Origin of the sequence: Paenibacillus sp. PL2-23 (assembly GCF_040834005.1) — a bacterium.
GTDB lineage: Bacteria > Bacillota > Bacilli > Paenibacillales > Paenibacillaceae > Pristimantibacillus.
This window is the reverse complement of record NZ_CP162129.1, coordinates 5,122,879-5,137,500: the sequence shown is the minus strand read 5'-3', so window position 1 is coordinate 5,137,500 and position 14,622 is coordinate 5,122,879. Positions and strand designations below refer to the sequence as shown.

13 protein-coding genes and 2 rRNA genes (1 of these 15 only partly in view) are annotated in these 14,622 nt (G+C 54.1%); 9 read left to right on the top strand and 6 right to left on the bottom strand.

The features are described 5' to 3' along the window. The 3 genes from AB1S56_RS22845 to AB1S56_RS22835 all read left to right on the top strand — a co-directional run. Positions 1 to 1,818 (top strand): 23S ribosomal RNA (locus tag AB1S56_RS22845); it begins 1,114 nt to the left of the window's first position. 99 nt (positions 1,819 to 1,917) lie between these two features. Beyond that, positions 1,918 to 2,034, top strand: a 5S ribosomal RNA gene (rrf, locus tag AB1S56_RS22840). Between the two features lie 1,670 nt (positions 2,035 to 3,704). Next, positions 3,705 to 3,845 carry a hypothetical protein gene (locus AB1S56_RS22835; protein WP_340871014.1) on the top strand — a complete coding sequence of 47 codons (141 nt, stop codon included), beginning with the start codon at positions 3,705 to 3,707 and terminating at the stop codon, positions 3,843 to 3,845. 65 nt (positions 3,846 to 3,910) lie between these two features. Here AB1S56_RS22835 and urtE read toward each other — a convergent pair whose 3' ends face one another. From urtE to urtA, 5 genes are all read right to left on the bottom strand, one after another. Beyond that, a complete protein-coding gene (gene urtE, locus AB1S56_RS22830) occupies positions 3,911 to 4,606 on the bottom strand; it encodes an urea ABC transporter ATP-binding subunit UrtE (protein WP_340871013.1) in 696 nt (231 codons plus the stop codon). Beyond that, positions 4,584 to 5,360 carry an urea ABC transporter ATP-binding protein UrtD gene (gene urtD, locus AB1S56_RS22825; RefSeq protein ID WP_340871012.1) on the bottom strand — a complete coding sequence of 259 codons (777 nt, stop codon included), beginning with the start codon at positions 5,358 to 5,360 and terminating at the stop codon, positions 4,584 to 4,586. Before urtD ends, urtE begins: the two co-directional genes overlap by 23 nt. Then, a complete protein-coding gene (gene urtC, locus AB1S56_RS22820) occupies positions 5,332 to 6,414 on the bottom strand; it encodes an urea ABC transporter permease subunit UrtC (protein ID WP_340871009.1) in 1,083 nt (360 codons plus the stop codon). The genes urtD and urtC overlap by 29 nt, the downstream gene beginning before the upstream one ends. Positions 6,415 to 6,451: 37 nt before the next feature. Continuing rightward, positions 6,452 to 7,360 (bottom strand): urea ABC transporter permease subunit UrtB, encoded by a 909-nt coding sequence (urtB, locus tag AB1S56_RS22815; RefSeq protein WP_340871019.1) that lies wholly within the window; start codon positions 7,358 to 7,360, stop codon positions 6,452 to 6,454. A gap of 90 nt (positions 7,361 to 7,450) precedes the next feature. Next, positions 7,451 to 8,710: an urea ABC transporter substrate-binding protein gene (gene urtA / locus AB1S56_RS22810; protein WP_340871008.1), complete on the bottom strand. Its 1,260-nt coding sequence runs from the start codon at positions 8,708 to 8,710 to the stop codon at positions 7,451 to 7,453. A 347-nt stretch (positions 8,711 to 9,057) separates the two neighbouring features. On the opposite strand from urtA, the gene ureA reads away from it, so the two are divergent. Beyond that, a complete protein-coding gene (gene ureA, locus AB1S56_RS22805; RefSeq protein WP_340871006.1) occupies positions 9,058 to 9,681 on the top strand; it encodes an urease subunit gamma in 624 nt (207 codons plus the stop codon). Next, positions 9,678 to 11,390: an urease subunit alpha gene (gene ureC, locus AB1S56_RS22800; RefSeq protein WP_340871005.1), complete on the top strand. Its 1,713-nt coding sequence runs from the start codon at positions 9,678 to 9,680 to the stop codon at positions 11,388 to 11,390. The genes ureA and ureC overlap by 4 nt, the downstream gene beginning before the upstream one ends. Positions 11,391 to 11,438: 48 nt before the next feature. Here the strand turns inward: ureC and AB1S56_RS22795 are convergent, their stop codons facing one another. Continuing rightward, positions 11,439 to 12,086, bottom strand: a complete 648-nt coding sequence (locus AB1S56_RS22795) for a YitT family protein (protein ID WP_340871002.1) — start codon at positions 12,084 to 12,086, stop codon at positions 11,439 to 11,441. A gap of 156 nt (positions 12,087 to 12,242) precedes the next feature. Here AB1S56_RS22795 and AB1S56_RS22790 point away from each other — a divergent pair, with 156 nt between their 5' ends. The 4 genes from AB1S56_RS22790 (at position 12,243) to AB1S56_RS22775 (ending at position 14,573) form a co-directional block, all read left to right on the top strand. Next, complete coding sequence (locus tag AB1S56_RS22790) at positions 12,243 to 12,680, top strand: Lrp/AsnC family transcriptional regulator (RefSeq protein WP_340871001.1); 438 nt, start codon at positions 12,243 to 12,245, stop codon at positions 12,678 to 12,680. A 77-nt stretch (positions 12,681 to 12,757) separates the two neighbouring features. Continuing rightward, on the top strand, positions 12,758 to 13,129 hold the full coding sequence (locus tag AB1S56_RS22785) for a DUF3221 domain-containing protein (protein WP_340870999.1): 372 nt from the start codon (positions 12,758 to 12,760) through the stop codon (positions 13,127 to 13,129). A gap of 443 nt (positions 13,130 to 13,572) precedes the next feature. Further along, positions 13,573 to 14,034, top strand: coding sequence for a CtsR family transcriptional regulator (locus tag AB1S56_RS22780; RefSeq protein ID WP_340870997.1), 462 nt, complete (start codon positions 13,573 to 13,575; stop codon positions 14,032 to 14,034). Between the two features lie 17 nt (positions 14,035 to 14,051). Beyond that, positions 14,052 to 14,573, top strand: coding sequence for a UvrB/UvrC motif-containing protein (locus tag AB1S56_RS22775; RefSeq protein ID WP_340870995.1), 522 nt, complete (start codon positions 14,052 to 14,054; stop codon positions 14,571 to 14,573). Positions 14,574 to 14,622 lie beyond the last annotated feature (49 nt).

The following is a 14,622-nucleotide window of genomic DNA, read 5'->3' as shown; positions in this document are numbered from 1 at the left end:
TTAGAAGCAGCCACCATTTAAAGAGTGCGTAATAGCTCACTGGTCGAGTGACTCTGCGCCGAAAATGTAACGGGGCTAAACACACCACCGAAGCTATGGCATGTACCTTAGGGTACTTGGGTAGGGGAGCGTTGAATGTAGGTTGAAGTCAGACCGTAAGGACTGGTGGACAGCATTCAAGTGAGAATGCCGGTATGAGTAACGAAAAGACAAGTGAGAATCTTGTCCGCCGAAAGCCTAAGGGTTCCTGAGGAAGGCTCGTCCACTCAGGGTAAGTCGGGACCTAACGCGAGGCCGAAAGGCGTAGTGGAAGGACAACAGGTTGATATTCCTGTACCACCGAAAATCGTTTGAGCGATGGGGTGACACAGAAGGGCAGTGACGCGGACTGATGGAATAGTCCGTCCAAGCAGTGAGGCTAGTTGGTAGGCAAATCCGCCAACTGTAAGGCTGGGCTGTGATGGGGAGCGAAAATTGCAGTAGCGAAGGTCATGTACTCCGGCTGTCAAGAAAAGCCTCTAGTGAGATCAAGGTGCCCGTACCGCAAACCGACACAGGTAGGCGAGCAGAGCATGCTAAGGCGCGCGGAAGAACTCTCGTTAAGGAACTCGGCAAAATGACCCCGTAACTTCGGGAGAAGGGGTGCCTCGGTAGGGTGAATAGCCCGAGGGGGCCGCAGTGAAAAGGCCCAAGCGACTGTTTAGCAAAAACACAGGTCTGTGCGAAGCCGTAAGGCGAAGTATACGGGCTGACGCCTGCCCGGTGCTGGAAGGTTAAGGGGAGCGGTTAGGGGTAACCCGAAGCTGTGAACCGAAGCCCCAGTAAACGGCGGCCGTAACTATAACGGTCCTAAGGTAGCGAAATTCCTTGTCAGGTAAATTCTGACCCGCACGAATGGCGTAACGACTTGGGCGCTGTCTCAACGAGAGATCCGGTGAAATTTTAATACCTGTGAAGATGCAGGTTACCCGCGACAAGACGGAAAGACCCCATGGAGCTTTACTGCAGCTTGATATTGGACTTTGGTACGATCTGTACAGGATAGGTGGGAGCCTATGAAGCCGGAGCGCCAGCTTCGGTGGAGGCGTCCTTGGGATACCACCCTGATCGTATCGGAGTTCTAACCTGGTACCGTGAATCCGGTACAGGGACCGTGTCAGGCGGGCAGTTTGACTGGGGCGGTCGCCTCCTAAAATGTAACGGAGGCGCCCAAAGGTTCCCTCAGAATGGTTGGAAATCATTCGAAGAGTGCAAAGGCATAAGGGAGCTTGACTGCGAGACCTACAAGTCGAGCAGGGACGAAAGTCGGGCTTAGTGATCCGGTGGTACCGCATGGAAGGGCCATCGCTCAACGGATAAAAGCTACCCTGGGGATAACAGGCTTATCTCCCCCAAGAGTCCACATCGACGGGGAGGTTTGGCACCTCGATGTCGGCTCATCGCATCCTGGGGCTGAAGTAGGTCCCAAGGGTTGGGCTGTTCGCCCATTAAAGCGGTACGCGAGCTGGGTTCAGAACGTCGTGAGACAGTTCGGTCCCTATCTGTCGCGGGCGCAGGAAATTTGAGAGGAGCTGTCCTTAGTACGAGAGGACCGGGATGGACGTACCGCTGGTGTACCAGTTGTTCCGCCAGGAGCACCGCTGGGTAGCCAAGTACGGACGGGATAAGCGCTGAAAGCATCTAAGCGTGAAGCCCCCCTCAAGATGAGATTTCCCAATTTAGTAAGACCCCTTGAAGACGACGAGGTTGATAGGTTCGGGGTGGAAGCACGGCAACGTGTGCAGCTGACGAATACTAATCGGTCGAGGGCTTATCCTAAAGTGTTTCCGAGAGGAAACACACATCGTAAGCATATGCTTATGACAGCTAAAGTTCAGCAAACTTTCGTATCCAGTTTTCAATGTGCAAACATTGACGTTTGGTGATGACGGCGAAGGGGAACCACGCGTTCCCATACCGAACACGACCGTTAAGCCCTTCAGCGCCGATGGTACTTGGACCGCAGGGTCCTGGGAGAGTAGGACGTCGCCAAGCACAGAAGACCTACCGTATTCATTTACGGTAGGTCTTTTTGTGCGTGGAGACGTTCCTCTCCCTACTGGGAGAGTGTCTGAACCTTTGATCGAAGTAACTCGACGAGGCATGACCCGGCATTTAGAGGTAGGTTCAGACGCCGACTGGGGAAGGAATCGCTCCGGAGTAAACTCAAACCCAGTGCGGAATGGACTTTGCCAAGCACGAGTAGCCCAAGCCCAGTGCGGAATGTACTTTGCCAAGCACGAATGACCTTTCACAGATTACTGTGGCAGTTTTATTGCTGTGGTCGAACCTAAGTAACCTGATGATGAATGTTGCGCGCTATATATAGTAGAAGGCGGATGACGAGTAAATCCTGCAAATCTGCAGTAATTAATGCTCGGAAAGTTAGTGTAGGGTCAAATTGATGCGAATGTGCAGGATTATAGGCGATGTGTGGTCGTGTAAGGTAGAAGTGTGCTTGAAATGATGTATAATCGCAGCAATTCCTCGTTTGAGCAAACAAATGTAAGAAAATGATGCACTATTGCAGCATTATTCGCAGGCTGCACCGCAGGGAGTGTGACTAGGGGCCTCTGGAGTTAGTTTTCTGTATTTATAGTAACGCTACGGAGCGTGACCCGGCATTTGAGGTAAATTCAGACGCGACGGAGCATGATCCGGCCTTTACGATGATGAAGGATACCTACCGCTATGCACAATAGAAGGTACAGGAGGAGTAAATCCTGCAAATCTGCAGTAATTAATGCTCGAAAAGTTAGTGTAGGGTCAAATTGATGCGAATGTGCAGGATTATAGCCGATGTGTGGACGTGTAAGGTGGGACGGTGCTTGAAATGATGTATAATCGAGCAATTCCTCGTTTGAGTAAGCTAATATAAGAAAATGATGTACATTTGCAGCATTATTCGAACACTGCACCGCAGGGAGTGTAACCAGCGGTCCTCAGGAGTTAGCTTTCTATATTTAAAGTAGCGCTACGGAACGTGACTCGGTGTTTGAGGCTGAATTCATAAGTGACGGAGCATGATCCGGCCTTTACGATGATGAATGTTGCGCTCTATATACAGTAGAAGGCGAATGACGAGTAAATCCTGCAAATCCTGCAGTAATTAATGCTCGGAAAGTTAGTGTAGGGTCAAATTGATGCGAATGTGCAGGATTATAGGCGATGTGTGGTCGTGTAAGGTAGAAGTGTGCTTGAAATGATGTATAATCGCAGCAATTCCTCGTTTGAGCAAACAAATGTAAGAAAATGATGCACTATTGCAGCATTATTCGCAGGCTGCACCGCAGGGAGTGTGACTAGGGGCCTCTGGAGTTAGTTTTCTGTATTTATAGTAACGCTACGGAGCGTGACCCGGCATTTGAGGTAAATTCAGACGCTACGGAACGTGACTCGGTGTTTGAGGTGAATTCAGACGCTACGGAGCATGACCCGGCATTTAGAGACAGGTTCAGTCGACGACCGGCACGAGTTAGCTTCGATGCATACTCAGTGCCGGTGCGGAGTAATAGTTGCCGAAGCCAACGGGGTGAAAAAAGTTCATCCTTACGCCAACAGGGCGACAGTTATACAATGTTGGTATCTAATACGATGCGAGTTATATATCTCGTTTCAATTAAACGTTTCAATGAAAGAACGTTTCAATGAAAGAGGTGACACAGATGAAGCGAATCATAGCTATTCTAATAGCCGCAGTAATCATTGCGGGAGGCGTCACGGCGCCCATATATCAGGAGAACATGGTGTACGCTGCGAAGCCAAATGGCGGATCGAATGATCCACCGGAAGGTATGGGAGGATAATGGTAGCCGGAAGTGGAGCAGCTCCCAATCCTTAAATGGAGGGCTACTCCACCCAAGCTTGCGGTTCAAACCGTCAGATATTTCCGGATCACCTCGTCGGTTAACGCGTGCAGCTCGCCTTCCCAAGCGACGGTGCCTTTCTCCAGCACGTAGAAATAATCGCCGACGCTCTTGGCGAATTCGAGGCTTTGCTCGATCAGGAGAATCGACGTCTTGGCGTCCGATTTGATGGATCGAATAACGTCCCGGATATCCTCGACGATTGAGGGCTGTATGCCCTCGCAGGGCTCATCCAGCAGCAGCACCTCGGGCCTCGAAGCCAAGGCCCGAGCGAAGGCCAGCTGCTGCTGCTGGCCGCCGCTTAAGTCGCCGCCTCGCCTAGTGAACATGGTCGGCAGAACAGGGAATTTGGCGATCGCCGCCTCGGGCACGGCAGTCGCTTTATCTCGGGAGGCCTCCAGACCCAGCAGCAGGTTCTCATAGACGGTCAGCTGCGCGAATATTTCCCTCCCCTGAGGCACGTAGCCGATTCCGCTTCTGGCCCGGAAGCCGGGCGCTTTCCTCGTCAAGTCGGAGCCGTTGTAGGTAACGGTGCCTCCCCGTGCCTTTAATAGCCCCATGATGCTTTTCATGAGCGTCGTTTTGCCGACGCCATTGCGTCCGAGCAGGCAGACGACCTGGCCCGGCTTCACCTTCAGCGTCACGTTCCGAAGAATGACGCTTTCCCCATATCCGGCTTCAAGCTGTTGAACGGCCAGCATCGGCATCCCGCCTTTTCCCCAAATACACTTCCGCTACTCGCTCATCGCCCTGCACCTCATCCATGGAGCCTTCCTTCAGCAGCCTACCCTCATGCATAACCGTTACCTTACTGGCAAAATTGCGGACAAACTCCATATCGTGCTCCACCACAACGACGGAGCGCTCCAGCGCGATCTCGTTCAGCAGCTCGCCGGTCTTATCCGTCTCCTTGTCAGTCATGCCCGCAACGGGCTCATCCAGCAGCAGCACCTCCGGCTCCTGCATCAGCATCATGCCGATTTCGAGCCATTGCTTCTCGCCATGGGAGAGTCCGCCCGCACGGAAGCTGGCCTTGTCACGAAGACCGATCATCCCCAGCTGAGCGTACAGGCGGTCCGATTCCTCGGTGTTCAGCTTGGCGAACAGCGTCGAGAATACGCCGCGTCTCTGGCGCATGGCGATCTCCAGATTTTCAAATACGGTCATGGACGGGAAGATAGAGGGCGCTTGGAACTTGCGGCCTATGCCAAGCTGGGCGATCTGATGCTCCTTCTTGCGGGTAATGTCGATGCTCCCGTCGAACGTCACCTGCCCCGAGGATGGACGGACCTTGCCGCAGATGACGTCGAGCATGGTTGTTTTGCCGGCCCCGTTGGGACCGATGAGGAAGCGCAGCTCCCCCTTGAGCAGCTGCAGGCTCATACCCTGCACCGCTTTGAAGCCGTCGAATTCGACCGTCACATTGTCACACTGCAGTATGGCGGATGGCATCATGCTGAGGCTCCCTCCTTCTTCTGCGGAATTTAAGCTGGCTGACAAGACCGGTCACACCTCGAGGCATAAACACAACGACGATGACGAACAGCAGCCCCATGAACATCGTCCAGCCTTCCGGGTATGCGGTGCTGAACTCGCTTTTGGCCCAATTCATCAGAATAGCGCCAATGGCCGCCCCGATCAGCGTGCCCCGACCGCCGATGGCGACCCACAGAATCATCTCAATGGAGGGCACAATGCCCAGCATGGAAGGGGAGATGATGCCGACATGCAGAACGAACAGCATGCCCGCTAGGCCAGCGATCGCGGCGGATACCGAGAAGATCACCGTCTGGTACACCGCGGGATTATAACCGATGAACCGGACGCGGTTTTCGCCATCCCGAATCGCCCGCAGCACTTTGCCGAAGCGGCTTGCCACGATCATCCGGCACAACACGAAGACGGCAATGAGCACAGCTGCGGTTATCCAATACAGCATCCGCTTCGTATCCGGCGAGCCCAGCGAGGAGCCAAGCAAGGTGGAGAAGCCGGTTACGCCGTTGGTGCCGCCTGTGAACGCCTGCTGCCCGATCAGCAGCGTTGTCGTAATGATCACAAGAGCCTGCGTCAGAATGGTGAAATATACGCCTCGAATGCGATTGCGGAATGTAAAATACCCCAAAACAAGCGCGAGGCATGCCGGGATCAGCAATCCCATTGCTACAGCAAAGCCAAAATGCTGGAACGGCACCCAGAACATCGGCAGCTCCGACAAGCCGCTCCATCCCATAAAGTCGGGAAGCTTCCCGCCGCTCGCCTCCAGCTTCAGGTACATGGCCATCGCATAGGCGCCGAGACCGAAGAAGATGCCATGGCCCAGGCTCAGAATGCCGGTATAGCCCCATATGAGATCGAGGCCTAACGCCACAATGGCAAAGGCCAAAAACTTGGCCAGCAGGTTAAGCCGGAAGTCGCTGATGAACATGGGCGCCAGGAACAACGCTGCTGCGGCAGCTGCATATCCGGCGAGCAGCCATAGGCGCTGGGGGGTTATTTTCGTAAACAGCATACATCCTTCACCTTCCTCCTCCTAAAAATAGCGCTTATCATGAGTCCAGGGAACGAGTACGCATGGCGACAAGCCCCATCGGCTTCCATTGCAGGAACGCCACGATACAGACGAACACCAGCACCTTCCCGAGCGAAGCGTTGGTCCAATATTCGAACAGGGTGTTGAACATACCGATTCCCGACGCCCCGAGTACGGTTCCGATCAGCTTGCCGACTCCGCCGAGCACGACAACCATAAACGCATCCACAATATAATAAGTGCCGAGCGATGGACCGATCGGGCCAAGCAGTGTAAGGGCGCAGCCTGCGATGCCTGCGATGCCGGAGCCAATTGCGAACGTGATGGAGTCCACGCGGCGAGTCGATATGCCCAGGCAGGCGGCCATGTCGCGATTCTGCATAACGGCGCGCATTCGCCGGCCCGCATGGCTTCGATAGATGTAGAGATACATCACGACCAGACAAGCGACAACGAGTCCGATAATGAACAGCCGCTTGTATGGCAGGAGGGTGCCGCCCATAATGGAGAGTCCCCCGTCCAGCCAGGCAGGACTCTTCACAGCAACGTTAGGCGCTCCGAAGATGGAGCGCGCGACTTGCTGGAGCACGAGCCCGACCCCCCAGGTAGCCAGCAGACTGTCCAGCGGCCTTCCGTATAGGAAGCGAATCAGGGAAAACTCCAGGATGTAGCCGAACACAAACGCAATGCCGAAGCTGACGGGAATGGCGAGCAAGAAATACCCATTAAACATTGAGGCGGGCAAATAATCCATAAAGATGTTCTGAGTTAAATACGTCGAATAGGCGCCGATCATGATCAGCTCGCCATGCGCCATATTAATGACCTTCATCAGGCCGAATGTAATCGCCAGCCCCAGCGCAACCAGCAGCAGAATGGAGCTGACGCTAAGTCCGTTAAACAGCTGAAGCAGAAATACCTCCATCATATCGCTCCCCTCGCCCATCCTCATGAACGGAAGGAGTATCCGGTCTTGCCGAATACTCCTCCCCATCCGACTGTAATTCCTGTGAGATTAATCCGTTGGCTGAATACTGGCCGCCCATTCGTAGCCCTTCAAATAGGGATCCGGCTTTACGGCCTCGCCCGAATTCCAGAGCTCCTTGAATTGGCCATCCGCCTGCACCTCGCCAATCCGCACCGTTTTGTAAATATGCTGGGTTTCGCCGTCAATCATCACCTTGCCGCCCGGGGCATCCAGCTCCAGCCCCTTGGCCGCTTCCTTCACCTTCTCCACATCTGTGGAGCCTGCTTTCTCAACGGCTGCTGCCCACAGATAGACGGCTATGTAGCCAGCTTCGATAGGGTCGGCCGTTACGCGGTCGTCGCCGTACTTTTTCTTATAATTGTCGACAAATGTCTGGTTAGCGGGGGTGTCCGTCGTCTGATAATAGTTCCATGCCGCCAGATGCCCCTCCAGCACATCGACTCCGATGCCGCGAATTTCTTCCTCAGCTACGGAAACGGACAAGGTGGTCAGATCGCTGGCTGTAATGCCTGCATCCTTCAGCTGCTTAAAAAATGCGACGTTGCTGTCGCCGTTCAGCGTGTTGTAGACGATATCGGGATCAGCTTGCTTGATCTTGCTAATAATCGTGCTGAAGTCGGTATGCCCAAGCGGCGTATATTCTTCGCCGACGAGCTCGCCGCCCTCCGCTTTCAGCTGTTCTTTGATGATGAGGTTGGCCGTGCGGGGGAATACATAATCAGACCCAAGGAGGTACATCTTCTTGCCGCGGTTCTCCAGCAGCCAGCTGACGGATGGTACGATCTGCTGGTTCGTTGTGGCTCCTGTGTAAAAAATGTTCGGCGACGCCTCCAGCCCTTCGTATTGCACCGGATACCAGAGCAGCCCGTTCAGCTCCTCGAACACGGGCTTCATCGCTTTGCGGCTGGCGGAGGTCCAGCCTCCGAACACAGTGGCGACCTTATCCTCGGAGATCAGCTTGCGCGCTTTCTCGGCAAAGGTTGGCCAGTCGGAGGCTCCGTCCTCGACAACAGGTACGATTTGTTTGCCAAGCACGCCGCCATTTGCATTAATTTCTTCAATCGCCATCAATTCGGCATCGATGACGGACACCTCGCTAATCGCCATGGTGCCGCTCTGTGAATGGAGTATGCCGACTTTGATTTCCCCCTCGGCGCTTTCGCTTGCGCTCGGCGCTTCGGACTCGCTTGTAGAAGCAGGCGTATTGTTGTTCCCACAGCCGGCTAACATCATGCTAAGAGCGATCACCAACAAGCTGCTTTTACCCAAACACTTCTTCTTTTTCATCTCTCCACTCCCCAGTTCTTCTATATTTTCCGAACGATTCCTAGGAAAGGACTTCCATTCGTTCGCGTCTATATTATAGTTTCGTGTTGAGTTTAATGTCAATGTACCTGACATTAATATTTGTTTTGATCAAATTTTTGCAGAGTTTTCTCATCGTTACAGTCAATATATAACACTAACCTCACTCATTATAATTCAATCGACAAATAATGACATTGTATGTCGAATAAAGACTTATTTTATGTTAGATAAATTAACAACTAAATATTGACAGTATCTCAAAGGGGATGTTACGATCTGCAATATTCATGGAGCAAGATGATAAGAAACGGAGAGGGAGCTGACCTATGAACCTTACCATGCAGGAGAAGGAAAAGCTGCTGATGTATCTGGCGGCAGACATGGCACAGAAGCGCCTGGCGCGCGGCGTGAAGTTGAACTACCCGGAGGCGGTTGCCTACATTGCAGGCTTCGTTATGGAGGGAGCTAGAGACGGCAAGAGTGTGGGCGAGCTGATGGAGGAGGCTCGCCATCTCTTGAAGCCCGAGCAGGTCATGGACGAGGTGGCGGGATTAATAAGCGAGGTGCAGGTGGAGGCGACATTCCCCGACGGCACGAAGCTGGTCACCGTACATAGCCCTATAGCGGCAACGGTGCAAGCCTATCCCGGCCAATATGAATTCGCCGACGATCCTATTGTGCTGCTGCCCGGACGGAAGCGGCTGACGCGTCAGGTGACGAATACCGGAAGCCGGCCCATTCAGGTTGGCTCGCACTTTCACTTTTACGAAGCAAACCCGGCACTTTCCTTCGACAGGGCAGGCACCGAGGGGTTCCGGCTGGATATCCCCTCTGGCTTGTCTATACGAATCGAGCCGGGCGAGACGATAGACATTGAGCTTGTCGAGGTAGGCGGCTCTAAGCAAATCTTCGGCTTTGCCGGCCGAATGAACAAGGGGGTCGAGGTATGAAGACGATAGACAGGGCGACGTATGCCAGTATGTATGGACCAACTACAGGCGACCGGGTACGATTGGCGGATACCGAGCTTCGGATCGAGATCGAGAAGGACTTCACCGTGTATGGCGACGAATGTGTATTCGGCGGGGGCAAAACCGTGCGCGACGGCATGGGCCAGCATCCGCTGGCAACCCGTGATGAAGGCGTGCTGGATACGGTTATTACCAATGCGATTATTATCGACACCTGGGGTATTGTGAAGGCGGACATTGGCATCAAGGACGGCTTGATAAGCGGGATTGGGAAGGCGGGCAATCCGTTCATCATGGATGGGGTTACCCCCAATATGTACATCGGCGTCGGCACAGAGGTCATCTCGGGCGAGAATCTGATCGTCACAGCAGGCGGCGTGGACAGCCATGTCCATCTCATCTGTCCGCAGCAGATTGAGGTATCGCTGCAGAGCGGGGTGACGACGATGATTGGCGGAGGCTCCGGTCCGGCGACGGGGACGCTGGCGACGAACTGCACCTCCGGTGTGTGGCATATTCGCCGAATGCTCCAAGCAATCGATTCGCTGCCGATGAATTTTGTGCTGCTGGGGCGGGGCAACAGCTCCCGGTCGGAGGCGTTGGCCGAGCAGGTGCATGCGGGCGTCGGCGGCCTGAAAATTCACGAGGACTGGGGCAGCACGCCGTATGTCATCGACAAATGCTTGAGTGAGGCGGAGAAATTCGATATTCAAGTCAATATTCATACGGATACGCTGAATGAGGCGGGCTTCGTCGAAGACAGCCTGCGGGCCTTCAATGGCCGAGCGATTCACACCTACCATACCGAAGGGGCGGGAGGTGGACATGCGCCTGACCTGCTGCGGGTAGCTTCCATGCCGAACGTGCTGCCCTCTTCGACAAGTCCGACCATGCCGTTCACGCGCAATACGATTGATGAGCATATGGATATGCTGATGATGTGCCATCATCTGGACCCGCGTATTCCAGAGGATGTCGCCTTCGCCGCTTCCCGAATTCGCGAGACGACCATCGGAGCAGAGGATATTCTGCATGATATCGGCGCCATCAGTATGACGAGCTCGGATTCGCAGGCGATGGGACGAGTGGGCGAGGTGGCGACACGAACCTGGCAGACTGCTGATAAGATGAAGAAGCAGCGCGGCGCTCTGGACGGAGACGGCAAAGCCGACAACCATCGGGTGAAGCGCTACATTGCCAAGTATACGATTAACCCGGCGATCACGCATGGCATCTCCCGGTATGTCGGGTCCATCGAGGTCGGGAAGCTGGCGGATCTTGTTCTGTGGAAGCCGGCATTTTTCGGAACGAAGCCGGATCTGGTGCTGAAGGGCGGCATGATCGTCCATGCGGCGATGGGGGACCCCAACGCCTCTATCTCCACTCCACAGCCCTATATGTACCGGCCAATGTTCGGGAGCTACGGCCAGGCGCGCTCCGCCAGCTGCGCGACGTTCGTGTCCCAGGTGTCCCTGGACAAGGGTACGCTGGAGGAGCTGGGGCTGACCAAGCGGCTGCTGCCCGTCATGAATTGCAGATCGGTCGGGAAAAAGGATATGGTGCTGAATGGGGAGACGCCGCACATCGAGGTCCATCCGTCCACGTACACGGTGTCCGTTAACGGCGAGACGCTCACATGCCAGCCCGTGAGCGAGCTGCCGATGGCTCAGCGGTATTTCATCAGCTAGAAACAGCCTCCAATCGCGCGGAATGCGGATTGGAGGCTTTTTGTGCTGTCAGGAGGGGTGGGGAGCTGTCTGGGTTGACGGAGTGGACAGGGTTGCGGCATGCCTCGCTCTGCGCTTCAGAAGCGATAGGATGAAGGAGGTAACGCCAATTGACAAGATAGAGAGCAGCCCGCTGACCATGCTGTAGGCTGCCAAGCTGGTAAGGATGACGGCGACATCGAATATAAAGTTGGACTTGCCAGGGTTAATGCCATACTTTTTGTGCAGATAGAGAGCAAGCAGTGTTGCGCCGCCGAGTGAAGCGCCGCTCCGGAACAGCGTTGATACTCCCGCGCCGATGAGCAGGCCTCCGGCTATGGCTCCGGGGATTGCAGGCAGCGCCACATTCGGCAAGAACACGTCCACGGAGGTGAAGGCGGTCAGAAGCAGAATGGCCAGTATGGTTTTGCAGGTGAAGGTCTTGCCCATATACATATACGCAAATAAAAAGAACGGCAGGTTCAATAAGGTGAACAGCAGGGGAAATGGAAGGCCAAGAAGAGGCGCAAGGCCTAGAGACAGCCCGGCTGTGCCGCCGGTAACGATGCCGGAATGCTGAAGGATTATTAGACCACCCGCAGTGAGGAAGCAGCCTATTACAGTTTGAATCCATTTCCTTAATATAACCTTCATTTTGGTTCCTGTGAGAAGCAGCATTTTGTAAGCACCACCTAGATGTTCATGATATATTCTAGAATACAGGAGTCGAATTGATGGATATATGTTAAACTGAATCAAATCCATGTTAATATAGATAACATTGAATGGAATTCATAGGTTTACTCATCAAATTGAAAGAGGTGGCTTGAACGGATGGACCAACTGGATCGAACACTGCTGGAGCTGCTTCAGGGGGATGGGCGCATGACCGTCAGCGAGCTCTCCAAACGGTTGGCGCTAAGCCGCCCCAGCGTGTCGGAGCGATTGCTGCGCTTGCAGGAGAAGGGCGTGATTACGGGCTTCGGTGCCCGAGTATCGCCTGCAGCAGTGGGGCGCAATATTGGGCTGATTATTCAAATGAGCGAGCTGAAGGTATCGCCACACGAATTCGAGAAACGAATCATATTGGATGATGATATACTGGAATGCCATCGGGTCACGGGGACGGTCAGTTATATGCTGAAGGCGGCTGTAACCGGCATGGATGCGTTAAGCACGCTTGTCGAGAGGCTGTTGCCCTATGGTAACGTGAATACATCAGTCATCCTCTCCTCCCCTGTTCTGGATCGGAAGGTGCTGCCGAAGGAGTAGTCGATTAAACGTGTTTCATTCCTAACGCTTGAGGGTACTCGAAGGTAATAACAGTACTTGCGAGGGGGAAATGAGACATGAGAAATCGGAACGCGGTTATTGCTATTGTAGGAGTAAGCATGCTTGTGGGCTGCTCGGCGGATGAGCAGGCGGCTGAGGGCTGGGATTATGAGACGGGACGCGTTATCGCGGTTAATGATGACCGTGTGCTCGTGGCTGAAAGTGCGGATGTGACAGACGTGGATTGGACGGATGGAGAACAGACGGCCGACGAGCTGCTGACAGCTCTGAATCCAGACGCCATCTGGCTGACTGTGACTGATCCCTCCGATCTGGAAGGTCTGAAGACAGGTGATGAGGTGCAGGTCGTGCTGGATGGCGAGGTAGAGGAGTCCTATCCGGCGGAGGCCAAGGCCGAGAAAATTACGGTGCTGGAGTCGGCGGAGTGAGTGTTATAGGTTATAGACTACAATATCTGATTTGCAGAACGCGGATTCCTTGAGAATACCGCGTTTTTTCCTGTAAAGTCTTAACAATGAAGGGGAAAACGCTAAGCTGAGCGAATAGGAAGCATATCTTACAAGTAAGCTGCTAGGAGTGAAGCGGTGCATGAAGCTGAAGGAACAACGTCGACGGAGGTATAAATGAAGCGGCGGCGCATCACCCTAATAAGAGGTGTCATGCGTCGTTTTATTTTGCTTGCGGGAGGGTGAACCTTGTCTCGGCAGTCTCGTCTGGCGGAGGTTTCTAAATGTTCTGAAAATTTAATTAACAACTTATTGACCTTGCGAATATTTTGCGTATAATAAAATTAAAGTCAAAGAAAGTCAAAGTCAATTGAGGGTAGAAATGGCTTTCCTTCCTTTGGCGAAGACTCAGGGAGGTTGGTGATTTGCGTAACATTTCCGATCTCATTGAACAGTACCTGAAGCAAATGCTGGACTGCAGCGAAGAAGGCGCCGTCGAAATTCAGCGCAACGAATTGGCCGACAAGTTCTCCTGCGTGCCTTCCCAGATCAATTATGTGATCAGCACCCGGTTCACGCTGGAGAAAGGATACATGGTTGAAAGCAAGCGGGGAGGCGGAGGCTATATTCGAATCCAGCGCGTCGACCTGCCGGCTCTGAAGACGATTCAGTACCATATCGAGCAGACCATCGGGAACAGCGTGGACCAGGGGGCAGCGGAAGGGCTGATCTATCAGCTGCAGGAGGCGGGGCTCATCGCGAAGCGGGAAGCGGGACTGCTGCGGGCGGCTATCCACCGCGATACCATTGCCGTCATGCTTCCGATGCGGGACGAGCTGCGCGCGAGACTGCTGCGGGCGATGCTCATATCCCTGCTGGTCAAATAGGAAGGAGGAACCAGGCTTTGTTCTGCCAAGAATGCGGCAAGAGGCCGGCTACACTTCATTTTACGAAAATTGTGAATGGCGATAAGACGGAATTTCATATCTGCGAAAGCTGCGCGAGGGAGAAGGGCGAGGGCATACCCGGCACGCCGAACAGCTTCTCGATCCACAGCTTACTGTCGGGCCTGCTGGACTTCAATTCACCGGGTGGCGCGACGCACAGCCATGCTCCACCTCAGCCGGTTCGCTGCGAGGCGTGCGGCTTGACCTATGCGCAATTCAGCAAGATTGGCAGGTTTGGCTGCAGCTCCTGCTATACGGCGTTCGCCGATCGGCTGGATCCGCTACTGAAGCGGGTGCACAGCAGCACGACCCACAGCGGCAAGATACCGAAGCGCTCGGGCAGCGAAATCCAGTGCAAGCGGGAGATCGAGCAGCTGCGCAGGGACCTGCAGGCTTACATTGAGCGGGAGGAGTTCGAGAACGCGGCTGAGCTGCGGGATCGCATCCGCGAATTGGAACGAAAGCTTACCGAGCTCTAGCCTCAGCGTCTAACCTAACTTTAAGCTTAAGGCGGCAGTAAAGGAGTGA

What these genes read in the sequence shown, in the direction of transcription:
- AB1S56_RS22785 (WP_340870999.1), top strand. Translation starts at nt 12,758, where the DNA reads ATGAGAAATCGGAACGCGGTTATTGCTATTGTAGGAGTAAGCATGCTT.
- AB1S56_RS22790 (WP_340871001.1), top strand. Translation starts at nt 12,243, where the DNA reads ATGGACCAACTGGATCGAACACTGCTGGAGCTGCTTCAGGGGGATGGG.
- urtD (WP_340871012.1), bottom strand. Translation starts at nt 5,360, where the DNA reads ATGATGCCATCCGCCATACTGCAGTGTGACAATGTGACGGTCGAATTC.
- urtC (WP_340871009.1), bottom strand. Translation starts at nt 6,414, where the DNA reads ATGCTGTTTACGAAAATAACCCCCCAGCGCCTATGGCTGCTCGCCGGA.
- ureC (WP_340871005.1), top strand. Translation starts at nt 9,678, where the DNA reads ATGAAGACGATAGACAGGGCGACGTATGCCAGTATGTATGGACCAACT.
- AB1S56_RS22835 (WP_340871014.1), top strand. Translation starts at nt 3,705, where the DNA reads ATGAAGCGAATCATAGCTATTCTAATAGCCGCAGTAATCATTGCGGGA.
- AB1S56_RS22795 (WP_340871002.1), bottom strand. Translation starts at nt 12,086, where the DNA reads ATGCTGCTTCTCACAGGAACCAAAATGAAGGTTATATTAAGGAAATGG.
- ureA (WP_340871006.1), top strand. Translation starts at nt 9,058, where the DNA reads ATGAACCTTACCATGCAGGAGAAGGAAAAGCTGCTGATGTATCTGGCG.
- urtA (WP_340871008.1), bottom strand. Translation starts at nt 8,710, where the DNA reads ATGAAAAAGAAGAAGTGTTTGGGTAAAAGCAGCTTGTTGGTGATCGCT.
- urtB (WP_340871019.1), bottom strand. Translation starts at nt 7,360, where the DNA reads ATGGAGGTATTTCTGCTTCAGCTGTTTAACGGACTTAGCGTCAGCTCC.
- urtE (WP_340871013.1), bottom strand. Translation starts at nt 4,606, where the DNA reads ATGCTGGCCGTTCAACAGCTTGAAGCCGGATATGGGGAAAGCGTCATT.